Annotated in this window: 24 protein-coding genes; 14 read left to right on the top strand and 10 right to left on the bottom strand. The window is 62.6% G+C overall.

The features are described from left to right. Nucleotides 1–26 precede the first annotated feature (26 nt). The 5 genes from D2V04_RS09745 to purB all read right to left on the bottom strand — a co-directional run bounded on the left by D2V04_RS09745 (nucleotide 27) and on the right by purB (nucleotide 3,448). The gene (locus tag D2V04_RS09745) at nucleotides 27–665 is read right to left on the bottom strand and encodes a phosphoribosylanthranilate isomerase (protein ID WP_119513473.1); all 639 of its coding nucleotides are present in this window, start codon (nucleotides 663–665) and stop codon (nucleotides 27–29) included. Between the two features lie 6 nt (nucleotides 666–671). Beyond that, complete coding sequence (locus D2V04_RS09750; protein ID WP_119513475.1) at nucleotides 672–1,034, bottom strand: bleomycin resistance protein; 363 nt, start codon at nucleotides 1,032–1,034, stop codon at nucleotides 672–674. Nucleotides 1,035–1,036: 2 nt separating this feature from the next. Next, nucleotides 1,037–1,711 (bottom strand): orotidine-5'-phosphate decarboxylase, encoded by a 675-nt coding sequence (pyrF, locus tag D2V04_RS09755; protein ID WP_119513477.1) that lies wholly within the window; start codon nucleotides 1,709–1,711, stop codon nucleotides 1,037–1,039. Continuing rightward, the gene (locus tag D2V04_RS09760) at nucleotides 1,708–2,058 is read right to left on the bottom strand and encodes a DUF1049 domain-containing protein (RefSeq protein WP_119513479.1); all 351 of its coding nucleotides are present in this window, start codon (nucleotides 2,056–2,058) and stop codon (nucleotides 1,708–1,710) included. The genes pyrF and D2V04_RS09760 overlap by 4 nt, the downstream gene beginning before the upstream one ends. Before the next feature lie 79 nt (nucleotides 2,059–2,137). Continuing rightward, a complete protein-coding gene (gene purB / locus D2V04_RS09765; protein WP_119513481.1) occupies nucleotides 2,138–3,448 on the bottom strand; it encodes an adenylosuccinate lyase in 1,311 nt (436 codons plus the stop codon). Between the two features lie 470 nt (nucleotides 3,449–3,918). Between purB and D2V04_RS09770 the strand changes: the two genes are divergently transcribed. The 12 genes from D2V04_RS09770 (at nucleotide 3,919) to D2V04_RS09825 (ending at nucleotide 18,626) form a co-directional block, all read left to right on the top strand. Beyond that, nucleotides 3,919–6,918 carry a TonB-dependent receptor gene (locus tag D2V04_RS09770; RefSeq protein WP_119513482.1) on the top strand — a complete coding sequence of 1,000 codons (3,000 nt, stop codon included), beginning with the start codon at nucleotides 3,919–3,921 and terminating at the stop codon, nucleotides 6,916–6,918. 106 nt (nucleotides 6,919–7,024) lie between these two features. Then, nucleotides 7,025–8,572, top strand: a complete 1,548-nt coding sequence (locus D2V04_RS09775) for a tryptophan halogenase family protein (RefSeq protein WP_119513483.1) — start codon at nucleotides 7,025–7,027, stop codon at nucleotides 8,570–8,572. Continuing rightward, a complete protein-coding gene (locus tag D2V04_RS09780; RefSeq protein WP_119513484.1) occupies nucleotides 8,569–9,288 on the top strand; it encodes a SapC family protein in 720 nt (239 codons plus the stop codon). The genes D2V04_RS09775 and D2V04_RS09780 overlap by 4 nt, the downstream gene beginning before the upstream one ends. 25 nt (nucleotides 9,289–9,313) lie before the next feature. Continuing rightward, entirely contained in the window at nucleotides 9,314–10,312 is a 999-nt protein-coding gene (locus tag D2V04_RS09785) for a cupin-like domain-containing protein (RefSeq protein WP_228766348.1), read from the top strand. After that, a complete protein-coding gene (locus tag D2V04_RS09790) occupies nucleotides 10,309–11,811 on the top strand; it encodes a tryptophan halogenase family protein (RefSeq protein ID WP_119513486.1) in 1,503 nt (500 codons plus the stop codon). Before D2V04_RS09785 ends, D2V04_RS09790 begins: the two co-directional genes overlap by 4 nt. 17 nt (nucleotides 11,812–11,828) lie before the next feature. Then, complete coding sequence (locus D2V04_RS09795) at nucleotides 11,829–12,932, top strand: LacI family DNA-binding transcriptional regulator (protein WP_228766350.1); 1,104 nt, start codon at nucleotides 11,829–11,831, stop codon at nucleotides 12,930–12,932. Nucleotides 12,933–13,150: 218 nt separating this feature from the next. Further along, complete coding sequence (locus D2V04_RS09800; protein ID WP_119513488.1) at nucleotides 13,151–13,582, top strand: hypothetical protein; 432 nt, start codon at nucleotides 13,151–13,153, stop codon at nucleotides 13,580–13,582. A gap of 311 nt (nucleotides 13,583–13,893) precedes the next feature. Then, nucleotides 13,894–16,002 (top strand): marine proteobacterial sortase target protein, encoded by a 2,109-nt coding sequence (locus D2V04_RS09805; protein ID WP_119513489.1) that lies wholly within the window; start codon nucleotides 13,894–13,896, stop codon nucleotides 16,000–16,002. Further along, nucleotides 15,999–16,604 carry a class GN sortase gene (locus tag D2V04_RS09810; protein ID WP_228766351.1) on the top strand — a complete coding sequence of 202 codons (606 nt, stop codon included), beginning with the start codon at nucleotides 15,999–16,001 and terminating at the stop codon, nucleotides 16,602–16,604. Before D2V04_RS09805 ends, D2V04_RS09810 begins: the two co-directional genes overlap by 4 nt. Nucleotides 16,605–16,739: 135 nt before the next feature. After that, nucleotides 16,740–17,009, top strand: coding sequence for a hypothetical protein (locus D2V04_RS09815; RefSeq protein WP_119513490.1), 270 nt, complete (start codon nucleotides 16,740–16,742; stop codon nucleotides 17,007–17,009). A gap of 34 nt (nucleotides 17,010–17,043) precedes the next feature. Continuing rightward, nucleotides 17,044–17,796 (top strand): hypothetical protein, encoded by a 753-nt coding sequence (locus D2V04_RS09820; RefSeq protein ID WP_228766352.1) that lies wholly within the window; start codon nucleotides 17,044–17,046, stop codon nucleotides 17,794–17,796. Between the two features lie 98 nt (nucleotides 17,797–17,894). Next, entirely contained in the window at nucleotides 17,895–18,626 is a 732-nt protein-coding gene (locus D2V04_RS09825; protein ID WP_119513492.1) for a helix-turn-helix domain-containing protein, read from the top strand. Between the two features lie 26 nt (nucleotides 18,627–18,652). On the opposite strand, the gene D2V04_RS09830 is transcribed toward D2V04_RS09825, so the two are convergent. The 4 genes from D2V04_RS09830 to D2V04_RS09845 form a co-directional block, all read right to left on the bottom strand. Next, a complete protein-coding gene (locus D2V04_RS09830; RefSeq protein ID WP_182849720.1) occupies nucleotides 18,653–19,030 on the bottom strand; it encodes a VOC family protein in 378 nt (125 codons plus the stop codon). 4 nt (nucleotides 19,031–19,034) lie between these two features. Further along, nucleotides 19,035–19,547 carry a flavin reductase family protein gene (locus D2V04_RS09835; protein WP_182849721.1) on the bottom strand — a complete coding sequence of 171 codons (513 nt, stop codon included), beginning with the start codon at nucleotides 19,545–19,547 and terminating at the stop codon, nucleotides 19,035–19,037. Nucleotides 19,548–19,765: 218 nt separating this feature from the next. Continuing rightward, entirely contained in the window at nucleotides 19,766–20,890 is a 1,125-nt protein-coding gene (locus D2V04_RS09840) for an amidohydrolase family protein (RefSeq protein WP_228766353.1), read from the bottom strand. Between the two features lie 209 nt (nucleotides 20,891–21,099). Further along, a complete protein-coding gene (locus D2V04_RS09845; RefSeq protein WP_119513496.1) occupies nucleotides 21,100–23,499 on the bottom strand; it encodes a TonB-dependent receptor in 2,400 nt (799 codons plus the stop codon). A 364-nt stretch (nucleotides 23,500–23,863) separates the two neighbouring features. Here D2V04_RS09845 and D2V04_RS09850 point away from each other — a divergent pair, with 364 nt between their 5' ends. After that, nucleotides 23,864–25,387: an MFS transporter gene (locus tag D2V04_RS09850; RefSeq protein ID WP_228766354.1), complete on the top strand. Its 1,524-nt coding sequence runs from the start codon at nucleotides 23,864–23,866 to the stop codon at nucleotides 25,385–25,387. Nucleotides 25,388–25,468: 81 nt separating this feature from the next. Further along, entirely contained in the window at nucleotides 25,469–26,092 is a 624-nt protein-coding gene (locus D2V04_RS09855) for a TetR/AcrR family transcriptional regulator (protein WP_119513498.1), read from the top strand. On the opposite strand, the gene D2V04_RS09860 is transcribed toward D2V04_RS09855, so the two are convergent. Continuing rightward, nucleotides 26,089–26,952, bottom strand: a complete 864-nt coding sequence (locus D2V04_RS09860) for a TetR family transcriptional regulator (RefSeq protein ID WP_147391807.1) — start codon at nucleotides 26,950–26,952, stop codon at nucleotides 26,089–26,091. The two genes, D2V04_RS09855 and D2V04_RS09860, sit on opposite strands and share 4 nt — an antisense overlap. Between the last annotated feature and the right edge of the window lie 42 nt (nucleotides 26,953–26,994).

Genomic DNA, 26,994 nt, shown 5'->3' on the forward strand with positions numbered 1-26,994 from the left:
GGGCGGTCCTGCTGGCCGCCCTTTTTCTATGCGCCGCGCACTGCCGCGCAGAAGGCCGCAATCAACGCGGGGTCCTTCACTCCCGGCGCGCTTTCCACCCCCGAGGAGGTGTCGACCAGCGGCGCCCCGGCCGCGCGGATTGCCTCGGCAACATTGCCCGGCGTCAACCCTCCGGCGAGGCCCCACGGCAGCGGCCCGCGGTGTCCGCTAAGCAGGGACCAGTCGAACCGCAGACCCATCCCTCCGGGCAGCGCGGCACCCTTGGGGGTCTTGGCGTCGAACAGGAGCAGGTCCGCCGCATCGCGGTAGGCGTTGGCGCGCGCAACGTCCTCCCGCGAGGCGACCGAGACCACCTTCCACACTGGCAAGCCGAAGCGCGCGCGGAGCTGCGCTGCGCGTTCGGGCGTCTCGCTGCCATGAAGCTGGATCGCGTCGAGAGCGCCCGCCGTCACCCCTTCGGTGAGCAACGCGTCGTCAGGATCGACGAACAGCCCGACCTTGCCGATCCGCCGGTCCGCGCGGGCCGAGAGTTCGCGCGCCGCGCCAGCAGTCAGGTTGCGAGGGGAAGGGGCGAAGAACACGAAGCCGCAATAATCGGCCCGTGCTCCCATCGCTGCATCGAGCGCCTCGGGCGTGGATATCCCGCAGATCTTGATTTTGGTCATGGGCGATCAGGCGTTTTGGACGAGACGAAGGAGGGAGCCGTCGTGATCGACAAGATAGGCGATGTCGAGCCCGCTATGCTCGCGCTGCGGGGCCTGCAACCTTGGGAAACCTGAAGAGCCAGCGCTGATACCGGCCGCGCGGCATATCTCGACGAAGGCCGGCATGTCGTCGAGGCGAAGGCAGCAGCCGAACGAACTTTCCGAGGGATCGAGATGGGGATGAGGGAAGAATTCGAGCTGCACTTCGCCGCGGCGCAGGATCATCCAGCCGCCGTCGCGCCAGGTGCGCTCGAAGCCGAGTTTGGCATAGAACCTTTCGGTCGTGTCGAAATCGCGCGCGGGCAAGTTGGGAGTGGCGCGGTCCGCCATGTCTAAAGGGTCGCTTCGACCGCGATTGCCGCCGCCACGGGATCGTCAGCGCGGCTGATCGGGCGGCCGATGACCAGCACGCTCGCCCCATCGTCGCGTGCCTGCCGCGGAGTGACGACGCGCTTCTGGTCGCCTGCTCCGTTGCCGGGCAGGCGCAAGCCGGGGACGACGAAGAACCCGTCCTTCCACTGGCGATGAACCGCGCCGACCTCCTGCCCCGAGCAGACGATGCCGTCGAGCCCCGCCGCCTCGGCCAGTTCGGCGAGGCGCATGACTTGATCGTGCGCGCCGCCTTTCACCCCGGTGCGTTCGAGATCGCGGTTGTCCATGCTGGTGAGCATCGTCACCGCGACGACTTTCGTCCCGTTGCTCGCGGCCGCCTTGGCATCTTCCATCATCGCGCGTCCGCCGCTGGCGTGGACGGTGACGATGGCGGGCTCGAGCACATGGATCGCCTGCATCGCCCCGGCGACCGTGTTGGGAATATCGTGGAGCTTGAGGTCGAGGAATATCGGCAGGCCCAGATGGGCGATCTCGTGCACCCCGTGGTGCCCGTGCGCGCAGAAGAACTCGAGCCCCAGTTTTACGCCGCCGACATGTGCCTTGACCCTGGAGGCCAGCGCCTTGGCCGCGTCGAGCTGAGGCAGGTCGAGCGCGAGGTAGACCGGGTTGCTCATGCGGGGTCTTTGGGGCGGTCGTCCGCGACGTCGGTCGTCACGGGTGTCGACGCGGGTTCATGCACGGTTTCGGGCGGCGGGGGCGCCGCCGCGGTGTTGGCGACCGCGGTGCGATGCGCCGTTTCGAGCGAGCTGATCCGCCGGTTGAGCCGCCACTTCGAACCCTGATGCAGCAGCCACATCGGCAGCAGGCCGAGCAGGAAGGACACGACCACCAGCGCCGGTATCTTGGTCTCCAGCACCAGGCCCTGCCAGATCGTTATTTCGACCGGCCGCCAGTTGAAGGCGGAAAAGACCAGCAGCGCGGCCAGCAGCAGGACCCAGACGATCGTTCTCACCACTTGCATGCTCTGTCTCGCTTCTCGTTCAAGGCGGCCCGGATGCTAAACGCCTTGGCAACCCAAGGGAAGCCTGCCGCTGTGCCCCTCAGCCGAAGACCCGGGCGAAGATCCGGTCGACTTCCTTGAAGTGATAGTCGAGGTCGAATTTCTCTTCGAGATCGGCATGGCTGAGCGCCGCCGTCACCTCGTCGTCGCCTTTGAGCAGGTCGAGCAGTGAGAGCGCGCCGTCCGATTCCCAGACCTTCATCGCGTTGCGCTGTACGAGGCGGTAGGCGTCCTCGCGGCTGACGCCTGCCTGCGTGAGCGCCAGCAGGACGCGCTGTGAATGGACGAGGCCGCCCATCCGATCGAGGTTCTTCTGCATCCGCTCGGGATAGACCAGCAGCTTGTCGATCACGCCGGTGAGGCGCGCGAGCGCGAAGTCGAGCGTGATCGTCGCGTCGGGACCGATGAAGCGCTCGACCGAGGAGTGGCTGATGTCCCGCTCGTGCCACAGCGCGACGTTTTCCAGCGCGGGGAGGGCATAGGCGCGGATCATGCGGGCCTGGCCGGTCAGATTCTCGGTCAGGATCGGGTTGCGCTTGTGCGGCATGGCAGAGCTGCCCTTCTGCCCGGGCGAGAAGTATTCCTCCGCCTCCAGCACTTCGGTCCGCTGGAGATGGCGGATCTCGACCGCGACCCGTTCGATCGAGCCGGCGATCACCGCCAGCGTGGCGAAGAACATCGCGTGCCGGTCGCGCGGGATCACTTGCGTGCTGATCGGCTCGACTACGAGGCCGAGGCGCTCGGCGACGTGTTCCTCCACCCGCGGGTCGACATTGGCGAACGTGCCGACGGCGCCGCTGATAGCGCAAGTCGCGATCTCCTCGCGCGCCGCGACCAGCCGCTGGCGGCAGCGCGCGAACTCGGCGTAGGCCTGCGCCAGCTTGAGCCCGAAGGTCACCGGCTCGGCATGAATGCCGTGGCTACGGCCGATGGTGGGTGTGTACTTGTGTTCTTCCGCCCGGCGCTTGATCGCCGCGAGGAGCTGGTCGAGGTCGGCGAGCAGAATGTCGGACGCGCGGGCGAGCTGCACTGCAAGCGTCGTGTCGAGCACATCCGAGCTGGTCATGCCCTGGTGCATGAAGCGCGCCTCGTCTCCCACCTGTTCGGCGACCCAGGTGAGGAAGGCGATCACGTCGTGTTTGGTCACCGCCTCGATCGCATCGATCGCCGGAACGTCGATCTTCGGATCGGTCGCCCACCAGTCCCACAGCGCCTTTGCTGCGCTCTTCGGCACCACGCCGAGCTCGCCGAGCTTCTCGGTCGCGTGCGCCTCGATCTCGAACCAGATGCGGTAGCGCGCCTCGGGCTCCCAGATCGCGGTCATTTCGGGGCGGGCGTAGCGGGGGACCATTCTCGACTCCGGTTGCTGGCTGGCGCAGCCGCTAAGGGGCCGGCGCGGGGATAGCAAGGGGCAGTGCAATCTCCCGTGCCAGCCCCTCCGCACCGGGAAATCGCCGATCACGACTGACGAGACGCAATGTGCCGTCATACGAGGCGAGGGCCTCTTGAGCATCTCGAAGGCGGCGGTGGCGAGGTGGTTGGTCGGCTCGTCGAACCCTAGAAACCGCGGCGGTACTAGCCGCCCCCATCATGGCGACCCGTACAGCTTCTCGTCGCCGCCGCTCGGCGCGGTCGCGGGCGCAGGCCACGTTGCGGTTGGCGAGAAGCGCTCTTTCTGACGAGTTCCACCGTCGCCTGGGGGCATATTTCGCTGTCATCTTTGGCACGGCCATGTTGACCAAGTGAACGTTATCAATTAGGTGAACGTTCACATAAGAATTTTGCATGCCGCGAAGCGCATGAAATCGGGAGGAGAATCAGATGAAATTGAAGGGCAACCCGTTTCTCGTCAGGGCGCTGGCGGGAACGTCGTTTGTGGCACTGAGCGCATTGGCGCCGGTCGCGCAGGCGCAGGATTCGTCCGCCGACGACTCCGCTCAAGAGACTGCAAACGATACTCCCGAGGACGAAAACGTCATCGTCGTATCGGGTATTCGCGCAAGTCTTCAGAACGCGATGAACATCAAGCGCGAAGCTGTCGGCGTGGTGGATGCCATCAGCGCGGAAGATATCGGCAAATTCCCCGATACGAACCTTGCCGAATCGCTCCAGCGGATCACCGGCGTATCGATCGACCGCCAGAGCGGCGAAGGGTCGAAAGTGACGGTCCGCGGTTTCGGGCCGGATTTCAACCTCGTGCTTCTCAACGGCCGCCAGATGCCTGCTTCGAGTTTGGGCGACTGCTGTTCGGCTCCCGCTTCGCGCTCCTTCGATTTCGCCAACCTTGCCTCGGAGGGCATTGCCGGCGTCGAAGTCTACAAGTCGGGCCGCGCTTCGCTGCCGACCGGCGGTATTGGCTCGGTCATCAACATCAAGACGCCGCGCCCGCTCGATCGGCCGGGTTTTCAGGGCAGCATCGGAATCAAGGGTGTAATCGATCACACGTTCGAAGACACCGAGATCACGCCCGAGATTTCGGGCATCATCAGCAAGACCTTTGCCAACGATACCATCGGCATTCTGGTGAGTGGCTCTTACCAGCGACGCAAGGCCAGCCTCGCGCAGTTCACGGTTGGTGAGTGGCGCGAAGGGTATCTTGCAACAGAGGGCAACTGGGGCTCGCTGGCGATGCCGGGCGACCCCCGGTACGCCAACATCGAGAACCGTCCGGAAGGCGACGATATCTACCAGGTTCCGCAGAACGCGGCCTACGACTTCACCGATATCGATCGTGAACGGATCAACGGCCAGGCCGTGTTGCAATTCCAGCCGTCGGACGAGTTCGGCGCGACGTTTGACTACACCTTCTCGCAAAACACGCTCGATGCCCGCACGAATAGCATCGGTGTGTGGTTCAATCACGATCAGACAAGCAGCAGTTGGACCGATGGGCCAGTCGCCGGTCCAAACTTCTACGCCGAGACTTTCGGGGCAGGAAAGGACCTTCCCATCACCGGCGCGGTCGCCGCCAATCGCAGCATCAATCACTCGATCGGCGCCAACTTCGAATGGAACCATCCGAGCGGTATGCGCTGGGTGCTGGATGCGCACTATTCGACCGCAGAATCCAAGCCGACATCTCCATACGGCAGCAACATTGCCGTGGGGACTTCGATCTTCGGCGTCGAGAGTCAGCGTGTCGATTTCACCACCGAGATGCCCGTCCTATCGGTTGATATGTATCCGGGCTCCGAAATCGATCCGTCGAATATCCGTCCATCGGGCAATGCATTCCGCAATGCCTATATGAAGGACCGGATCATGGAGGTGTCGCTAAGGGGCGCCTACGATTTCGACGCCGGGTTCATCGAAAGTCTCGACTTCGGTGCGACCTATACCGATAACAAGGTTCGCACCGCCTATGGTTTCCTCCAGAGCGACAGCTGGGGCGGCACGTTGAGCGCGGAAGAGACGCCGGACGATTTCTTCACGCCGAGGGACCTTCGCACCGATCTCGACGGGATGAATGGGTCACAAGACCCGAGCATCATCCCGACCTATTTTCGAATCGCCACGGAAGACTTGATCCAGTTCCTTGAATCGGAGATTGGAATCTGTTCTGCGCCATGGTCCGGCACGCCCACGGGCGAAGGCTGCCTGGCCGAATATACCGTCGACCGCCGGCTCCGTGAAAAGACCATCGCGCCGTTCGTGCAGTCGCTTCACGCGTTCGACATCCTTGCGGACGAGGCTCACCTGCGCCTTGGCTTGCGGTACGAAACGACCGATATTTCCGCCCCAGCGCGAGTTCCGGTCCCAATCGGGACCGTACTGATCTCCGACAACGAAATCGCAATCCAGAATGCTGAGGATACGGTAGCCTCGTCGCTGAAAGGCAGCTACGACAACTGGCTCCCGGCAATTGACTTCGACATTACGCCGATCGAGAACGTCGTTCTGCGCGCGTCATATAGTCACACGATCACCCGCGCGGGCTATGACAAGTTAGGCGGCGGTTTGACCGTTAACTCTCCTGCTCGCCCCAACGGCGGCAGTACCGGCAGCAGCGGCGATCCCGGCCTCACCCCGTACAAGTCGAAGAACTTCGATGTGTCGGCCGAGTGGTATTACGGTCCGGCAAGCTATATTTCAGTTGGGTACTTCCGTAAGAACGTCAGTAACTTCATCACCGATCAGACGACGCAGGAGCCGGTATTCGACTTGCCTAATCCGGCTCAAGGTGCTGCTGTGCAGGCAGCGCGGGCTGCGCTAGGCGAAGACGCGAGCTTCGCCGACATTCTCAGTTACGTGGCGACCAACAATCCAGACCTCGTCACCCGGGACAACGCCGGCGAGCCCCGGGGCATTATTGGGCAGCCCGGAGATCCTTCACTGGTTTTCACGATCACTCGGCCAATCAACACCGATCGGTCGGCGACGCTAGATGGTTTCGAGTTCGCTATCCAGCACGACTTCTGGAACACCGGTTTCGGGGCTATCCTTAACTACACGATCGTAAATAGTGACACTCATTACGATAATACGTTACGCTACACGGAAGAGCAGTTCGCTGTGACCGGTGTTTCCGACAGCGCCAATGCCGTTCTATTCTACGACCGGGGCGGTCTGCAGGCGCGTGTTGCCTATAACTGGCGGGACGAGTTTCTGACCGGTTACGGGCTCGACCCGTTCTACATTGAAGCCTACGGCCAGGTCGATGCGAGTGCGAGCTACGAATTCGCAAACGGGCTCACCATCTTCGGCGAGGCCATCAACCTCCTGAGCGAAGGCCGTCGGGGCCATCGCCGGGCCGATCAGGCGGTGTATTTCGCGGCCCCGGGCTACGCCCGATACGCGGCCGGCGTGCGCTTTACCTGGTGAGGGGTGGGGGCGTTCCCGCCCCCTCCTACTTGCAAGAGAGTCGCACTGCCCCCGACGCAGTGCGACTCTTTGTCTCCGGTGAGGTCCGCGGCTATGGGATGAGCGTATGCACGGCGACTTTGCGAGATTGGTGATTGTAGGCGGGGGAACTGCGGGCTGGCTCAGTGCAGCCTACCTTGCTGCACGCTGTCCCGAGCTCGACATCACGATCGTCGAGGCGCCCGACATTCCCACTATCGGCGTCGGCGAGGGAAGCTGGCCGACCCTGCGCAAGACACTTGCCACCATCGGCATTAGCGAAGTCGAGTTCCTGACTGCCTGCGATGCTTCGTTCAAGCAGGGGTCCCGCTTTGACGGCTGGGCCAATGGCGGACCTGGCGACAGCTACTACCACCCGTTCACGGCGCCTATTGCAGGGGACATCGCCGAGCTCCTGTCCGCATGGAAGGGAACGGCCGACGAGCTGCCCTTTTCCTACGCCATGAATCCGCAAGCCGCGATCTGCGACCGGGACCTCGCGCCGCGCCAACGTGCCATGCCGGACTTTGCCGGTGCGTTGAACTACGGTTACCACCTCGATGCCGGAAAGCTGGCCGTGCTTCTCGCACGCCATGCGGTCCAGAAACTTGGCGTCACCCACGTCCGAGATACGGCGATGGACGTCGAAACCGGCGAGGATGGGTTTATCACCGCGCTCCGCCTGCGTGAGGGAGAGCCGCTCCGGGGTGATTTCTTCATCGATTGCACCGGCATGGCCGCGCGATTGATCGGCCAAGAGCTCGGGGTGGAGTGGATCGACCGTTCGGATGTCTCCTTCAACGACCGGGCGCTGGCGGTGCAAGTGCCGACATTGCCGGACAGCCCGATTGCCTCGCAGACCGTGGCCACGGCTCACGAGGCAGGGTGGCTATGGGATATCGCGCTGCCCTCGCGCCGGGGTGTCGGTTGCGTCTATTCCTCGCGCTTCATGGACGACGACGCGGCCGCCGAAGTGCTTGCCGAATATGTTGCAGCCAATGTTCCTGGAGCGGATTCTGCATCGCTTACGCCGCGCAGACTCCAGTTCGCCACAGGCCATCGCGCGGAATTCTGGCGGGGGAACTGCCTAGCCGTGGGTCTGTCCGCGGGTTTCATCGAACCGCTTGAAGCGTCGGCCATCGTACTGATCGAACTGTCGCTCAAGGCTTTGGCAGACAATTTCCCCCGCAGCCGCGACGCCCTGACCCTGCACGCAGCGCGGTTCAATTCGCTCTTTCGCTATCGCTGGGGCCGGACGGTCGACTTCCTCAAACTTCACTACGTGCTGAGCTACCGCAGGGAACCCTACTGGCTCGCCCAGCGGGATCCCGCGACAATCCCGCAGTCTCTAGCCGACCAGCTCGTCTTGTGGCGCGATCATCCGCCTTCGGAGGCCGACTTCCCCCAGATCAACGAGATTTTCTCCGCCGCCAGCCAGCAATACGTGCTCTACGGCATGGGATACGTTCTCCCTGCCGATTCCGGTTTCACTGCGGGCGACGGGGCAACAAGGAAGCTGACCGAGGTTCGTGAACGAGAGCGAGCGCTAGCCTCTGCGCTGCCGACAAATCGCGCGTACTTCGATGCTCTCGCCGGCGAACCTGCAAGGGCACAAGGAGAGATCGCCTCCCAATGAGTAAACACGAAATTCTCAACACCAAAGATCACGCCGACTTGCGCGTCCACACCGGCGCGGGCGCGGAACTGGGCGACGCGGTCATGGCCGCGCTGGTCGTGCCCGACGAGTTTCGCAAGGTGCAGGCACACTATCCGATTGTCTTCCGCCGCGAGGCCGACGGCGGGCGCTTTTCGGCGCTCGCTCTGTTCGGCTTCGAAAATGGCGAGAACCTTTTCCTCGCAAACGGCGAGTGGGAGGCGCGCTATCGCCCGCTCTCGATGGATATCCAGCCGTTCCTTGTGGGACTTCCGCAGGATGGCGGAGGCGAGGGACAAGTGCATGTGGATATGGGGCACCCGCGCATTTCGGCCAGCGGCGAAGGAACCCGAGTTTTCGACGAAGCCGGTCGCGCCACACCGTTTCTCGAGACGATCACGGAGAAGCTCGGCGCGCTGCACGTCGGCTATCAGGAAAGCAGCGCCTTTTACGACGCCCTTGCGCGCCATGATCTGCTCCAGCCATTCACGCTCGACGTGCCGCTTAGTGACGGGTCGAACCAATCGCTGATTGGTTTCCACATTATCGATGAGGACAAACTGCGTGCGCTGGATGCCGATGCGCTCGGCTCGCTGCACGGGGATGGCTATCTCATGCCTATTTTCATGGCGCTTGCCTCACTGTCCAATTTCTCCGAGCTGATCGCCCGTAAGGACGCGAAGCAGGCGCGTGGCTGAGGCCGACCCTCCGATTTTCACGGGCATGGAACAAGTCCCGGAGCGCAAGGCGAGCGATAGTGCCGCGCTGTCCTCGATACTCGATGAGGCTGATTCACCCTTTGTGGTGCGCGGACTGGTGTCGGAATGGCCATTGGTCAAGGCGGGGCTCCAATCCGCACGCACCGCCCGCCGCTATCTGCTGGACCGTGCCCGGTCGGCCCCCTTCACGGTGACCATCGGCGAACCGGGTCGTGGCGGGCGACTGTTCTACGACGACGACTTCGGAATGAACTTCCGCACCGCGCGCGGGAAGCTCGCAGACATCTTTCGCGGTTTCGATGACAACGAAGCCCGCACGGAAGCGCCCGCGATCTACCTTTCCTCGGTCGATATGAAGCTGTTCTTCGACGGGTTGGTCGAAGAAAATGTCTCCCCGGTGGTCGACCGGCGACCGCTCGAAAGCATCTGGATCGGTACCGACACCTGCGTGGCGGCTCACAACGACTTTCCTCGCAATCTGGCTTGCTGTGCCGTTGGCCGACGACGCTTCACGATCTTCCCGCCCGAGCAGTTCGCCAATCTCTACATCGGCCCGCTCGAGAACACGCCCGCCGGCCGTGCGGTGAGCATGGTCGATTTCCACGCGCCCGACTTCGATGCCTTCCCGCGTTTCGCCGAGGCGTTGAAGCATGCGCAAGTGGTCGAGCTGGAGCCGGGCGATGCGGTCTACATTCCTTCGATGTGGTGGCACCATGTCGAGGGACTCGACCCTTTCAATGTGCTGGTAAACTACTGGTGGCGCGACACGCCCGGTTTTCTCGGCCAGCCGCATGACGCGCTCAATCACGCCATCCTCGCGCTGCGCGACCTGCCGCGATCCGAACGCGCCTTCTGGCGTGAGCTGTTCGACCATTACGTCTTCGAGAATCCACCGGAGGTGGCCGAGCATATCCCCCAAAAGGCCCGGGGGATCCTTGCTCCGCTGACCGCCGAGACCGCAGGCAGGATAAAAGCCTATCTGCTGAGGGCACTGAGCAAATGAGAAGCGACTTTACACCCATGCGGATCGTGGTCGCCGGAGGAGGCACCGCAGGCTGGATGGCCGCCGCGGCGTTGGCGTACACCATGGGCGAGACAATCGACCTGACCCTGGTCGAAAGCGACGCCATTGGCACTGTGGGCGTGGGAGAGGCGACGATCCCACCCTTGGTTCTGTTCAACCGCCTGATCGGTATAAGCGAAGCCGATTTCATGCGCGAGACGCAGGCGACCTTCAAGCTGGGCATCGAATTCGAGAACTGGAGGTGCGAGGGGGAAAAATACTTCCATGCCTTCGGGACCACCGGGCGCGATCACTGGTCCGCGGGATTCCAGCACTTCTGGGCCGAGGGGAACGAGCGCGGCCATTCGGACAGCTACAGCGACTACTGCCTCGAGCTGGTGGCAGCCTATGCGCGCAAATTCGCACATCTGCCCAAGAACGGGCTGAACTACGCCTATCACCTGAACGCAACGGCCTATGCTGCCTTTCTCCGCCGCATTGCCGAGAAAGCCGGCGCCAAACGCGTCGAGGGCAAGATCGCACAGGTCGAGCTCGACGGGGACAGCGGCGACATCACCGCCCTGAGGCTGGAAGATGGCCAGAGGCTCGAAGGTGACCTGTTCCTCGACTGTACGGGCTTTCGTGCGCTGCTCATCGAAGGGGCACTGCACGTCGGTTATGACGATTGGTCCCATTACCTGCCATGCGATCGCGCGATCGCGGTGCAAACCGAGCTTTCCGGACCGCCCGTGCCCTATACCCGTGCCATTGCGCACGATGCGGGCTGGCAATGGCGTATTCCCCTGCAGCACCGCGGCGGGAATGGCATCGTCTACTGCAGCCGCTACCTTTCGCAGGACGCAGCGCGCGAACGGCTCATGTCAACGCTCGAAGGCAAGCCCATCAGCGAGCCCCGGGCAATACCGTTTACCGCTGGCGCACGGCGCAAGCAGTGGCATCGCAATTGTGTTGCCATCGGCCTTGCGGGCGGATTCCTCGAACCGCTTGAATCTACCAGTATCCACTTGATCCAGCGCGCTGTCGTGCGGCTGATGCGGATGATGCCGGCGGGCCAGGTAAGCGAACGGGACATCGCCGAATTCAACGATCAGCAGCTTACCGACATGATCCAGGTGAGGGATTTCCTGATCCTACACTACAACGCCACCGACCGGCGCGACAGCCCGTTCTGGCGGCAATGCGCCACGATGGATATCCCGGATACACTGCGCCAGAAGATCGAGCTGTTCCGCGAAACGGGTCGTGTTTTCCGTAAGAACGAGGAGATATTCGCCGAGAACAGTTGGGTGCAGGTCATGCTCGGCCAGGGCATCAAGCCGCGAAACCACCACCCAATAGCGAAGAAAATGAGCGACGCGGAACTGTCGCGCTTTCTTTCATCCTTGCGAGAAAACATCACCAAAACAGTGGCGGCCTTGCCAAGCCACGAAGACTATGTGGCGCAATTCTGCGGGTCAAAACAGGCGACGGTTGCCTGACCGTATGTGGCAGGCGAATGACGAGGACGATAATGGCAGTGGGTAATGGGGGTTTAGCACCAACGGGCAGGCGCCGCCAATCGGTCACCATCAAGCACGTGGCGGCGGACGCGGGTGTATCGCTGCAGACCGTCAGCCGCGTCATCAATAACGGCCCCAATGTCCGCCCGGCAATGAAGGAACGAGTCCAGGCGAGCATCGACAAGCTCGGTTACGTACCTTCGATAGCCGCGCAGCGGATGAGTGGTTCACGTTCCTATCTCATCCTCGCCATCAACGACCGCGACCGCACCATAGCCGACTGGCGCGCGCGCGAGGGACGTGACTGGATCGACCAGATGCTCCTCGGCGGCATGCTGACCGCTGCCGAGCGCGGCTATCGTATGATCTTCGAATTGGTCGATACCCACAGCGACCATGTCGAACGAGAGTTGGGTGCGGCGATTGCAGCTTTGCGGCCCGATGGGATAATCGTGACGCCGCCACATTCGGAAAACCTGCAGATCACCGATCTACTGGCCGAAAGCGGCATTCCCTTCGCCCGGATCGGTTCGAAGGAGGAAGGCCCGGGCATAGCGATCACGATGGGCGACGAGTACCTGGCTGCGCTTGCCACCGATCATCTGATCGAACTGGGCCACAAGCGCATCGGGCTCATTGCCGGACCCGACGAGTATAGCCTGGCGGGCTGGCGTATCGACGGGTGGTGCGAAGCGATGGGCCGGGCTGGTCTTTCCGTGGACGGCTTGTGCGTGAAAGGCGACTTTGGCTTTGAAAGCGGAATTGCCGCGGCCAACTCGCTACTCGACCGCCCGGACCCTCCGACTGCGATCATTGCCAGCAATGATCAGATGGCGCTGGCCACGCTGCAGGTCGCGCGCGAGCGAGGCCTCGCGGTGCCTGAGGACATGTCGCTGATCAGCTTCGACAATTCGCCGGTGGTGCGCTTCACGGATCCGCCGCTGACCGCGGTCGAACAGCCGATTGCCGCCACGGTTAGCCGCGCTGTGGAAATGCTGATCGATGCTCGCACCCATGCTCCGCCGGCGGAACCCGTACAGATACAAGGTGAGCTAGTAGTGCGCCGCTCGACTGGTCCTGCACGCGTAGACGGTCGATAGGGCCATGGCGGCAATCCGCCGGCCGGAGCCGCGATGAGATCGATCCTCTTGGCCGAGCCGTGCGGCTGACGTTACGGACGAAGTTCTGGCACGGGTGATCGTGGATCGGGATCGCCAATCCGAGCGCTGGCTATCTTTCGAAGGTCCGGCACGGGGCTGACTGCACTGCGGCAACGACACTGTTTGCAAGGCGGGCTACGATCCGATACGCGCGGCCCATGAAAAGACCTCTGCTCCTCGCAAGCATGGGCCTCTCGGCCCTGATTCCCGCCAGTGCATATGGCCAAGCTGAAGAGCCGACGCTGGCGGGGCGGGCGGCTATTGAGCGCATCGCCGGCAATACCATCGTTCTTACGCCGGAGAGCGAGGCTCCGTTCGCGCTGGAGGTTGTCATGTACTTCGCGTCGGATGGCCGGGCAGTATCGCGTATGTCGGCAAACGGCGTTGCGAATGAGGCGGAATCGCTTGTCGGCAAATGGTCGATCGATGATCAGGAGCGCTTGTGCGTTGTTGAGGACGGCAAGGATCTGAAAAGCGACAGAGATTGTATCGGCATCGTCGTCACGGGCAATACTGTCCGCTCCGTGCCAGAGGACATCTTTCGCGGTCTGCACGCGACCATCGCCGAGGGCAATCCGAGCAAGCTGTGAGTATCGCGCTTAGCTGACATGCATCTGGGTCGAGCTCGAGCAAGCGCCTGAGTTATCTCGTTTGACGCGATGCCGTGGACGGTCTCAGCAGGCGCGTCCGCACATTTCCTCACAAATCGTCAAGAATGAGGTGCAATCCGGACAAGGCCACCTGGAAGTGCAAAGAGTAGCAAACAGTGGTGGTGGCTGTCTGGGATAGCCGCCGCCTACCGAGAAAACTCCACCATCCAAGATGGAGCGATCTCATGTCTTTGCCTCGTCGCGCTGCGTCTCGTCTGTCACTTCCGTCCCATTCCCGCGGACGGCTTGCAATGGGCCTGGCCCTTCTTCTGGTCGTGCTTCTCGGGGCGTTGCTCGGAAGCCGGTTGAACGCCGCCGACCCCCGAACCGAAGCCGATCCGGTCGGCAGCGGCACATTGCTGCTTGCCGAAAAAGGCGTCGCCGATCGCTTGCCTGCCGTGCGCCTCGGCACCGATATGGACGTGGAGGTCAGCGGGCAGATCGCTCGGGTACGCGTGACCCAGGCGTTCCGCAACACGAGCGACAAATGGATGGAGGCCACCTACCTCTACCCGCTACCCGAAGACGGCGCGGTCGACAGCCTGAAGATGGTCGTCGGCCAGCGGGTCATCGTCGGCCGCATCAAGCGCCGCGAAGAGGCCCGTGAGATCTATGAAGAAGCCAAGGCCAGCGGCCGGAAAGCCGGCTTGACCGAGCAGTATCGCGCCAACATGTTCCGCAACAGCGTTGCCAATATCGGGCCTGGCGAAACCGTGCTGGTTTCGATTGAGTATCAGGCACCGGTCCGCCGCCTGAGCGGCGAATATGCGCTCCGGCTGCCGCTGGTGGTGGGGCCGCGCTACGTCCCGCCGCATAGCGTGCAGGACGCGCGGTCGGCGGACGATGCCCGCGCCGTGACGGCGCCGCTGGCCGACCCGGCGCTGGGACGCGACCTCAACCCGGTGTCGATCACTGTGCGGCTCGCCCCCGGGTTCAAGCCCGCCAACATCATCAGCCCCTATCACCAGATCGCGGTCGAAGCCGGCGGGCCGCGGCGGCGGACCGTCCGCCTGGCGGATGGCGATGTTCCGGCCGACCGCGATTTCGAATTGCGCTGGCGTTCGGCGACGGCCGATCCGACGGTGGAGCTTTTTCGACAGGAACGCGATGGGAAGCAGTACGTCATGGCCACTATCTCCCCGCCGGCGCCGGACACCATGCCCCCGCCCGCTCCGCGCGAAATGATCTTCGTCATCGACAACAGCGGTTCGATGGGTGGGGAATCGATGCGCCAGGCGAAACGAAGCCTGCTCCATGCGCTCGACACACTGCGACCCGTGGACCGGTTCAATATCGTCCGCTTTGACGACAGCATGACCGTCCTGTTCGAGGAACCCGTCGCAGCGAGCTCGGAGCAGATCGCCGTCGCACGCCGCTTCACCGAAAGCCTCGAGGCGTCGGGCGGCACCGAGATGCTGCCTGCGCTGAAGGCGGCGCTCGACGATCGTGCGGCTGGCTCCGCCAGCGGGCTGCGGCAGGTCATCTTCCTGACCGACGGCGCGATTTCCAACGAACGCGAAATGTTGGCCACCTTGGCTGCGCAAGCTGGGCGGAGCCGCGTGTTCATGGTCGGGATCGGCTCGGCCCCGAACAACTATCTGATGACCCGCATGGCCGAGGTGGGGCGCGGAACTTACGTCAATATCGGATCGCCGGACGAAGTGACCGCGAAGATGGCTGCACTGTTGAACCGATTGAAGGCTCCCGTCGCGCGCAACCTCAAGGTGACACTCTCGGGGGATGGCGTGGAACTGACCCCGGCCGTGCTCCCCGATCTCTATGCCGGCGAGCCGCTGGTCCTGCTCGGCCGTGCCAACCGCCTTTCGGGGACGCTGATGGTCAGCGGCACGATCGGCGATAAAGCATGGACGGATACGGTCGATCTGAGCGACGCCATCGAGAGCGAGGCAGTCGCGCGGCTCTGGGCCAAGCGGCGGATCGACGATATCGAGGTCGGCCGTCTGATGAGCGCGATCTCGCATGAGGACGCGGATACGGCGATCGCCGAGCTCGGTCTCGCCTTCTCGATCGTTACCAGCCAGACCAGCCTGGTCGCGGTCGATGAGACGCCCACGCGGCCGCTCGATCAGCCGCTGACCGAAGAAGAACTGCCCCTCCTGCTGCCTGCGGGCTGGGATTTCGATGCGCTGTTCGGCGGGGAGACGGCACGGGCGGCCGTTGCGGCGAGCGAGGAGCGGGCAAACCGGGCCGCGCGGGCCAACGATCCGGCCACGGCCCTCGACCTGCCTCAAACCGCGACCGGCTTTGCGGGTCTGGTCGGGAAGGGGCTGCTGCTCATGCTGATCGGCCTTGCCGGGATATGGCTGACACGCCGCCGCATGCCCGGAGCGATGGCGTGAGCCTTCGCCTCGCCAACATGGGGAGCCGCGCTTTCGGGCGCGGCTTTCTCCGCCTGATTGCAATCGGCGCCTGTCTGATCGGCACCGCCACAATGGCCCAAGGGGTCTGGATTCCTGCCAAAGCGGTGCTGGCGCAAATCCTGCTCGACCGAGCCTTTGAGCAGAGCCAGGCGCTTGGCCGGCCGGTCAAGCCCTGGAGCTGGGCAGACACTGCGCCGATCGCGCGCCTCGATGTGCCACGTCTGGGCATCAGCGAAGTGGTCCTGGCGGGCGGTTCCGGCCAGGCAATGGCGTTCGGACCGAGCCTGCTATCCGCGGGAGCAGGCGTGGGCGAGAACGGAACCAGCATCATAGCCGCGCATCGTGATACTCATTTCACCTTTCTGCGCGACCTGCGGCCGGGAGATCTCATCGAACTGAAGGGGATAACCGGCGATACGCTGCGCTATCGCATGACCGGCAGCCAGATAGTGCGATGGAACGACTTTGCGTTCGACTCTCATCCTGACCGGGCGACATTGCTGCTCGTTTCCTGCTATCCCTTCGACGCAACACAGCGGGGCCCGTTGCGCTTCGTCGGAATGGCGGAAAAGATGGATTGAGCGATTCGATGCGTCGCCGGATTAAACCTGATCGCAAATACAGCCTGGCGGATCGTCCGCAGCTGTCAATCAAGGGGAATCTTCATGTTAAAAACAATAGCTGGGACAATATTCTTCCTGTTCGCCCCCGCTGTCATGGCGCAGGGCACGACTTACGGTGATCTCGCGTCGCTGGGCGGATCAATGCAGGCGGTCGCCGAAGCGTGCGGAGATTATTCGGCAGCGGAGCTCGCACAGATGAAAGAAGAACAGCGCCGAATCGCCGTGCAGGGCGGCACGTCGCCGGCAGAGTTCGAGCGCGCGTTCAAGGCTGGCCATGCAATGGGAACGAAGAAGATCGCTGGGGCGACATCCGCGCAAAAGCAGAAGATGTGCAACGATGTTCGCGCGATGCTTGGCAAATAAGTCCGGCAAACACGGCAAGGCAGGGAGATCGCATATGGCAAGGTCGACAGGGGCGCTCGCTCTGGTTGCTGTCATGACCTCGCCCGCAGGGGCGCAAGAGGCGTCGACACCGCCGATTTATTCGGAGAAGCGCCTGACTTTGGAGGTGGCCGATGTCGATCGCGATACCGTTCCGCCCGGAACGCCGGCGGCGTTCGAAGCCGCTTTCGGCCAGGCTCCGCGTAACGAAGCAGTGCGCGAAATCGACGGTTCGACCTTCACGTTCGTACCGCTGGCACTGATCCCGCTGGCCGGCGAAAAAGTCGCGCTGGTCAGCACCGGAAGGAGCGCATGCACTGGCCACCCCTGCTCCGGGATCAACGCGGTGCACTATCTGCGCGAAGTCCGGGCGCGCTATGAAGTCGAAGGAGAATGGTCGCACGTCGGGGCAACCGGGACGTTCGGCCATCCGGCGCTGCGTTGGGGCTGGAGCGATGCGATTGCTGACGATCCGGTGCTCTACACCGAAGGCGGCGGCGTCTGGCAGGGATATGCCTGCTCTCGCGCCTCGCTGACCGCACTGACGCCCGCCGGTCCGCTCGAGATCGCCAGCATCCCGGTCTTTTTCTCCAACGAAGGGGCAATGGGGGAGGGCGACACCAGCCTGGAGGGCACCATCACATCGGTCGAGAAAGGCCGCAGTTTTACAGTCACCTACAGGGGCTCGCGGACCTTCCGCGAGCACTACGTTCGCGGAGAAGACGGCCACTACGAAGTGCGAGGCGGTACGAAGGTTCCCAGCTGCTGATCCCAACGAGCCCGTCCGGAACGCATTTCTACCCCTTGACGGCGTGTGCGGGAATGTGCGGATATGTCCGCATATTAACGGCCGGCGGGGGCACTATCATGACCGGACGCAACGATGGACTGGATGGCGAGGTCATCGCCCGCCGCGTGCGCGAGGAGCTGGCGCGGCGGCGCATCTCGCGGCAGGCGCTTGCCGATATGGCGCGGATCAGCATTTCAACGCTCGAAAAGGCCCTGTCGGGCGGGCGCAGCTTCACGCTGGCTACGGTGCTTCGCCTGGAGGATGCGCTGGGGATGCCATTGCGCGACCTTCCTGCCGTCGCGCCGTCCGGTCCCGCGCCTGAGCAGCTCGGGGCCTACGCGCGCGCCGCCATCAAGTGGATCGAGGGCGATTTCCTGACCTTGCGTCCGAGTTTCGAGAACTCCGATACGCTTTATGCTTACCTCACCACAATTCGCTGGGACGAGAGCCTGGGGCATCTGGTCTTCTCCGAGTTGGCGCGCGCCGATCAGCAGTTCGCTCAGGAAGGCCATGTGTCCATACCCAATCTCTCGGGCCACATATATCTGGTGACCAACGACACCGGCCAGTATCGCATGGCGATGCTGGGTCGCGCGACGCGCGAGATGCGCATGTTCGGCATATTGCTGACGTTGCAGATTGGCAGTGGCTCACAGCTCGTGCCCGTAGCCTGCCCGATCGGCCTTATCCCAGTGGAGCAAATCACGGTACCGGAGATGGGTCGTATCCTGCCCGGGTCCGCCTGCTATTCGCACTACAAAGCGCTGCTCGACACGGCCACCACCGACGATTTCGCTCGCTTCGCGTGAAGTGACCGCTAGCGAGCGGTTTGCGATCAATTCTGGCGCTGAATAAGCTCGATTTGGTGTCCGTCGGGGTCCGCGAGAACGGCGATCTGGGTCCCGGCGAATGTGGTTGGTTCGAGCCGTACGGTCGCGCCATGCGCGATCATCGTCTCACAGGTCTTGTCGAGTTCTGCGATGTAGAAACCGACCGGGCCGTTTGCCTGGCCCAGCGTAAGGTTGCGCCCATCCTTCCACCGGCACAGCACGAGCGCCGCCCCGGCTTTCGAGGGCGCGAGGATCACCTCATCGAACGCGCCGGCGTCGATCCGTCGCTGCTCGGTGAAGCCGAGGCATTCGCAATAGAAATCGATTGCTCGGTCGAGATCGGCCACGAAGATCTTGTAGAATGCTGGCCGGGTCTGCTCCATCTCGCTAATCCTCCGCATATGCCATCGTGCCGAACTGGCGGTTGCCGTAAACCAGCGCATGAGGTTGATGTCCCAACACTACTTGTTCGACTTTGCAGGCGAATATGCGGTGGGTGCCGATTACGTGCGACTGAAGAACCCTGCACCGCATCATGGATGCTGCATCGCGCAGGACGGGCGGACCGTCACTGCCGGTATCCCAATCTCCCTCCGCGAAACGGGCTTCGCCGCAGACCCCCGTCATGCCGGCGAAGGTCCTCGCAAGACCTGACTGTCCCGGCCTGAGTGTGCTCACACCGAGTTCGCCGGTTGCGAGGATCGCATCGTGCGCCGCCGCCTGCCGGTTGATCGATAGCAAGATGGATACCGGATCGGTCGAAAGGGATGTCACCGCCGTGACTGTCATGCCGTAGTCGCGGCCGCCGTGACGCACAGTCACGATGTGAACCGCACTTGCCAGTCGCGCCATCGATTCCAGGAATGCTTCGAGCGTCTCCAGCTCTGGTCCTTGCGTCATCATCAGATTGTCAGCTCAGCATCGGACCAACAAGGCGCCCCGATGCTGTCGCGCAGGACCTTGTCGGGATAAATGTTCACCCTACCGCTGATGACGGCGCGCAACGGCTTGGCGGAAGGTTCTCCGGGACCTTGGTGCGGTGTCGCAGGTTCGCTCATGGCGGCGTCGGCCGGGAGGCGGGCGGCGACTTGCGCACCGCCCGCCTGGCTTCGGCAATCTCAGGCGGCCAACGCCGCGCTCGACTGATAGTTCATCATCGCGTCGTAATTTGTGCGATAGAACATGTCCTTGGTTGCTTCATCGACGCCCTCGAGCGTGCTCTCGAACTTGCCGACGGGGTCCTTCGTGCCTTCCGGATGCGGGTAGTCGCTCGAGAACATGAACAGCTCTGCGCCGCCGTCGCGGATCATTTCGCCAACGTCCTCGCCCGGAAACGGGGTGAACTTGACCGCCCGCCGAATGAATTCGGACGGGAGCATCTCGAGCTCCTGGACATAGGGATCCGTCCGCTTGAACGACTTGTAAGCGTAGTCGAGCCGGCGGAGGAAGTCGGGCACCCAACCTGCTCCGGACTCGATTACCCCGCCGCGCAGGCCCGGATGGCGCTGGAAGATGCCATCGTAGACCATCGCGGTGAGGAACTCCTGCGGTGCGAAGCAGAGCGATGTGAAGTCGGCGAAGCGCAGGTTCTCGCCTCCGCCGTGCAGGTCCGGCGCACGTTCGCGCCCGTTGTTGTGATAGCCCTTGGGCTGCGTCTTGGTGCCGGTGCCGATGTGGACCATGAAGGGAATCTTGCGGTTCTCGAGCATTGCCCAGAACGGCGCATGGTCCGGGTGACCGGGGGACATTCCGCCGGATGGCATCGGCGCTACGCCCACCGCACCTGCGCCTGCTGCGATCGCGCGCTCGGCTTCGGCCAGGGCCAGGGCCGGATTGTCGAGCGGAATATACGCGACGTTCACCAGGCGCCTGTCACCGTCGCAAAACGCTTGCTGGGCCTTGTTTGCAGCCCTGACGATCGCGTATTTCTCCTCGTCACTTTCTGCCTTGCCCATCGCGGCCAGGCAGGCCGTGGTGAAGACGAGCTGGCTGACGAAACCGTATTTGTCGAGCATGCGGGCGCGTTCGGATGCATCGAACGCGCCAAAAGCCATCCAGCCCTTGTCGCCCGAGATCGGGTCGTCGGCGGCTGCGGCGTCGGCTTCTGGATCGGTCGCACGCGCCTTTGCCTTCTCGATCATTCCTACGACCCGGCCCGACTTGTCCGCCTTGTAGAGCGTGCCGTACTTCTCCCGCAGATCGTCGCTATCGAGGAACTCGTAGATCCAGTCCTGCGTTTCCATAGTGTGACTGTCAGCATCATTTATGACACGTCCATATGCGTACGACATTGCAAATCTCCCAATCTCGGCTTTCGATTCGATCAGATAATTATCTAATTATCAGTGTGTGTGTCAATTTACCTCCAACGAGGCCGGTCTAAAAAGTGGAGCGGGCGGGGCAAGCCGATCGCGGACTCTGCCGGACAGGCCATGGCGCCCGCTCCAGTCGGTTATTCGCCAAGGCGAACTCGGAGAGTGAGGCCCGCCTGGCGCTCGCGGTAACGTGAGAGATACTGAGCGTAACCGCCCGAGGTATCGGCCGAGTTCGGCGCGATCAGTGTCGCGAATTGCTTGTCGGTGATGTTGCGAACGAAGCCGCGCAATTCGAACAGGCCATCGGCGAATGAGAGTCCCGCGGAGGCGTTCCAGATGCCGTACGCGGGCTGGATCGTTCTGGGATCGCCGCTGGTGGAGAACTGCTCGTCGTCGCGCCACGAATAATCGGTCGCGAGCAGCAGATCCACATCGCTGGTAAGCGCGGTCTCGTAATTCGCCGCCACGTTAAACTTGAACTTGGGGGAATTGGCGAGCCGGTTGCCATCGACATTGAGAACCGGCCGTCCATCGATCAGGCGGCAGCCGCTATTGAGCGCGGGAACGGTATAGGCATAGGGGCAGGAGACACCGTCGAGGTCGCGGTACTCGCCATCGATGTAGGCCGCATTTGCCGACAGGTTCAGGCCGTCGACCGGTCTGATGGAGAGCTGCGCCTCAATCCCCTTGGTTACGAGCCCGCCCGCATTGGTCGTGCGAAAGCCCGGAGGATTGGTGCTGGTGTCGTAGATCTGGGTCTGAAAATCCTTGAACTTCTCGTAGAACACCGCCGCATTGAATGTCGCGAGCCCCCGCAAGAAGCGCGATTTCACACCCAGGTCGTAGGCCATGACCGTCTCGGGGCGGATCAGCGGGCTTACGTCGGGCTGGACGATGCCACTCGAGGCCAGCCCCGGCCCCTTGTAGCCGCGGGCCACGTTGGCATAGATCATGACGTCGGGCGCGATGTCGTATTCGCCGGTGATCTTCCACGAGAAGTTCGTCGAGTCCCCTCTCTCGGTCGTGTCGCCTGCAACACTGCCGATGATGGCGGACGAACCCGGCAGCGCGCCGGGAAGATCGTAGGCGATCCGACGTGCCCGCAGGTCGTCGTGGGTCAGGCGGCCGCCCACCCGGAGACGCAAAGCGTCGGTCGCATTCCAGGTCACCGAACCGAATCCCGCATAGCTCTTGCTGACGAAGTCGGTCTCTATGACGGCCACTATGAGCGGCGCCGGGGCTGGTCCAAGCAAGCGTCCGCCTGCGCGATAGAAGACGTCGTTCTCGCCGCGGAAGTAGTAGAGGCCCGCAAGCCATTCGATCGTCTGCCCGGGGTCAGAGGCGAGCCGCAGTTCCTGACTGAACTGCTGATAGCGATAGTCGCCACCGTTATAGTCAAAGCGGTCGAGCGGCGTCTGGTCGCCGTCGAAATCCAGGATGTGATGGTTGTCCCGCAAAGCGGTAATCGACGTCAGCGCCATGCCGCCGAGATCGATATCGACCTGCCCCGTAACGCCCTTGTATCGCCTCAGCGGAGCACCGGGATAGGTCCCGGTCGGCATTCCGGCAACGACGGAGAGATTGTCCGGACCCGGCTCGATCCCGTACTCCTCGAAGTGGTTTGCCAGGTTGGCGTTTTCGCCCAGCGTCAGCGCTGTCGAGAAACAGCAGACCGAGGTGTCCTTCGAATAGTCGCCCGTCACCAGCAGGCGGACTGCGTCGTTCGGCTCGAAGAGCAGCTTGCCGCGAAAGCCATAGTTGCGCTCGCCGTTGTAGTCTTCGCCCAGGAACTCGTTGTGAATGAAGCCGTCGGTGCGGTTGCGGAAGCCCACCAGGCGCAACGCCAGCCGCTCCCCGATCGGCACGTTCAGTACGCCGCTGTTGCGAATCTCCCCATCTGTCCCGAGCGTGACCGCCGCTTCGGCGGCGAACCGTCCAAGCTGCGGCGAGTTTGTCACGATATTCACCAGCCCGGCTGAGGCGTTCTTGCCGAACAGGAGACCCTGCGGGCCTTCGAGTACTTCGATCCGCTCGATGTCGATCAGCGAGGCCGCCGACTGGGGTTGGCCGAGCACGACACCGTCGACGACGGTCGATACGCTTTGCTCCACAGTAGAGGAGAACGAGGACGTGCCGATGCCTCTGACAGCGAAGGCAGACGACATGGGGATCGGATTGTCTCTGAATGTAAGCGCCGGCGCGATTCGCGTGAGGTCGCTTGGCTGAACAATTTGCAGGGTTTCGAGAGCCTCACCAGTAGCAACGGTTATCGATTCGGAGACATCCTGGATATCTTCGACCCGCTTGCGTGCGGTCACAAGGATAACATCGCCCGTGGAGGCGCCGTTGCGCGCTGACTGTTGAGGACTGTTTTCTTGCGCTGCGAGCGGAGCCGCAGTGACCGTGCCCGCGGCCAGCACCACAGCGAGCGCAGCCGTGTGCCGAAATGCCTTCGTACTCATATACCTCTCCCAGCTAGGCCCTTGGCAAGCCTTTGTGTGCGTAGTCTCACATGTAAATTGTGATGTAGTCAACATGGATATGCGCAAGACAGCACCAGATATGGCGATCTCTTGCTTGACTATGATGCATACTTATTGAGCATTGGTCAGTAGCAGCAAGGTGCAGTCGGACTCGTGTTGAGGTGGCAAGCCGCGGCTGGAGATATGTCCGGGAGATCTCGTTCGAAATCTCGCCTCGCGTTCTCGCGCGCACTTGCGGAAGGTGCGCCTCCGGCGCCGGGCGGGTTGCCGCTGATAGAGTCGTCCCCACTCGCCTGAAGGCATCGCGAATTATCTTGACACACTATCTATATATGACGGACTGACCTCCCGAAATGGAAAGCGACAGTGCGAGAACGGTGCTGCGCGAGACGAGAGGATCGGACCGATGGCGCGAGATGTGGAGGCGCAGGATCCTGCGGAATACGCGGAGCGGCCCGACCCTTCGTCAGCGGATGGGGTTGTCCCGGGGCGCGTGCGCCTCGCTTACGGGTTCGGGTCGGTCTCGACCGCGGTCAAGAACGCGGCCTTCGCCTACCTCCTCCTCTACTACAATCAGGTGGTGGGCATCCCCGCCACGATCGTCTCCACCGCAATCGCCGCGACACTCGTCGTCGACGCGCTGGTAGATCCGTTTATCGGTCGCTGGTCGGACATGACGCGCACCTCCATTGGCCGGCGGCATCCGTTCATCCTTGGCTCGGCCATCCCCACGGCCATATTTTTCCTTTTGATCTGGCTCCCACCGGGCGGGCTTTCGCCCACGCAGACGGGAATCTGGATCTTCGCGATTGCATCGATCACGCGCATCGCGGTCAGCGCCTATGACATTCCATCGACGGCCATGGTGCCCGAACTGACAAGCGACTACGCCGATCGGACCAGGCTTTTCTCCTTGCGCTTCTGGTTCGGATACGTCGGCACGTTCGCTTTTGTCGCGCTGAGCCTAACATTCTTCTTCGTCGAAACGCCCGAGCACCCAGTGGGCCAGCTCAACCCGGAGGGATACATCAAGTTCGCCGTTTCCGGCGCGATCTTGATGGCGGTTGCAATCCTTGTCTGCGGGCTGGGCACCATGAGCCAGATTCCACGCATGCGGCAGGCGGACGAGCGTCCGGCGGCACGTGGGACTTGGCGAACCCACCTGCGCGAGATGTTCACCGCATTTCGGAGCCGTGCGTTCCTCGCCATCTTCGGCTTCGGTGTGCTGAAGCTGACCGCGATAGGGCTTACAGGGGCCCTTGCACTCTATTTCAATACCTACATCTTCGATCTTGGCGCGAAGCAGATTGCGGTCCTGGCGCTTGAAGCGGTTACGGCTGCAACGCTGGCGGCGCCGCTCGCGCCCGTATTCTCTCGCGAGTTCGGGAAGAAGCGAACAGCGATGGCGACGGCCGTTCTGGGTATCCTTGTGAGCGTGACGCCGCTGGTGCTCACCTATTTCGGATTGTTCCTCCCCGCGGGGCACAGTTTACTCGTGCCGGCGCTTCTCGTGCAGGGAACCATCAGCGGCAGTTTGATCGCGATTTCACTGATCAACACCAGTTCGATGCTGGCCGATGTTGTCGACGACTACGCTGTCAGAACCGGGCAGCACTCATCGGGGGTGTTCTTCTCCGCCTCAAGCTTCATGCAGCAATGCTCGGCGGCGCTTGGAGTGTTCGTGGCAGGTCTGGTCCTGACCGCGGCCGGATTCCCCGAAAAGGTCGATCCCTCGACGGTTTCCCGGACCGCTGAGCTTTCGCTGATCGCGCACTACGTTCCTACTGTGCTGTCGCTCTGGCTTGGCGGGGTGCTGATCCTGCTGTTCTACGATATCGATCAAAAGCGGCATCGCGCCAATGTCGACCGGCTACGCGAAGTGGCTGCGAAGGAAAGGATGCGGGAGACCGAGAATGCCGGCGGCAGCCCTCCCACCTTCTGAATGCCAATGGCCCTGTCTGCTTGGACGGCAAGAAGGATCCGTTACCTTTCCATCCTCAGATCGCCATCCTATAGCTCGCCTATGAAAGACGCGGTGCGCAAAGTGGAACTACAATCCCGGATGCGTGCGCAGGATCGTGCGGCGATGATGGTTCTGGAAGCCGATCGCCAGATCAATCTCCGGCGATCGGCGCGGATATCTCCGAACGATGTTGCAGCCGAGCTGGGGACGAGCCGTTCGCTGGTCTATTCCTATTTCCCGGATCTCAACGCATTGCTCGTGGCAGTGCTCGACCGTCAGGCCGATCTGCTGCTTGATGCAGGAATCGAGGAAGCCGCCGCACGGGATGACTTGATTGAATCGGCTGTCCACTGTGCCATCATATATTTGGAGCACATCGCCAGGCACGGGGCAGCAATCGAGCTTTGCCTTCGCGAGAAGTGGCTTGCTCGCCATCTGGACGGAAAAATGAAAACGCTCGGAGCTCGCGTGGTCCGTGCGCTGGCCCGCAAGGTCCAGTGCGAGTTGCACTACGGCCCACGCGAGGCGCTCGGCGTTGTTCAAATTCTTCTGGCAGTGCCAGAAGAAGGCGCGCGGCTGGTCCACAAAGGCGATGTCTCACTCGAAACCGCGCGCAGCCTTTGCCGTCGGTTGATCCCCGCTTCACTCGAGGAGTTGCGTCCGCAGAGGCAGGACGACGTCTAGGCGTTTCGCTGAGCGTTGCTTCGTACGCAGCCCATAACCATAGGCAGGCAGAGGCGGATTCCGGCCTCCGTCGACAGGCGGCCGTTCGAGACGAGCCCCCCTGTGCGCAAGCAAATTGCAGTGACCAGCCAGTTGCTGCCCACTGCTTCCTCCTTGCTCATGTGATAGGTCGCTGACATCGAGTTGACGATCGGGCCGGTCAAGACCTCGCGGGTCGCCTCCCGCTCGCTCCGCAGCATTTCGCGCACCTCGGTTTCGAGCAGGATCGACTGAAGCAGTGCACCTCGCCGCCCGGCTTCGTTCAGATAGTTGACGGTAGACAGGACGATCTGCGTCATCCGATCCTGGCCGCGGAGAACCACACCCCTTCTCGAGTGTTCGAATTCGCGAATCTCGCGCCGCGCCAGCTCGGCAAGCACATCGACCCGCCGGGCGAAGCAATTGTGCGCCTGTGCCTCCGATATGCCGGCCTCGCGGGCAAGGCGATTGATGCTGACCGCGTCGGTGCCTTCCTCTTCGATGATGGTTGTCGCGATGGCGAGAAGCTGAGCCCGACGCTCGGTGATCGGAAGGCGCGAACGCTTCTTGGCTGGCCGGTTCGAGGCAAGCTCGTTGGAATTGGATGAGACAGGTGTCAGTTCGGGGCGGATCTTGTCGCGCTCATCGGTCGGAAGCCGCCAGTAGCTTCGCTTTGGTCGAGGAACATCAAGTCGGTCGCACATCTTCGCCAAGCCACCAGGCGTCATGCCGAAGGTGTCAGCGATTTCACTCAACGGAGAGGACCAGACGGCATCGAACAGCTCAGCGCGATCTACAGAGCGTTGTGAAGCCTTTGTCACGAAAGCTTCTCCTCCCGGCAAGCCAAGCTCGTTTGTAAGATTTCGCCGGTGCCGGGAAGAAGC

It is taken from the genome of Pelagerythrobacter aerophilus, assembly GCF_003581645.1.
Lineage (GTDB): Bacteria > Pseudomonadota > Alphaproteobacteria > Sphingomonadales > Sphingomonadaceae > Pelagerythrobacter > Pelagerythrobacter aerophilus.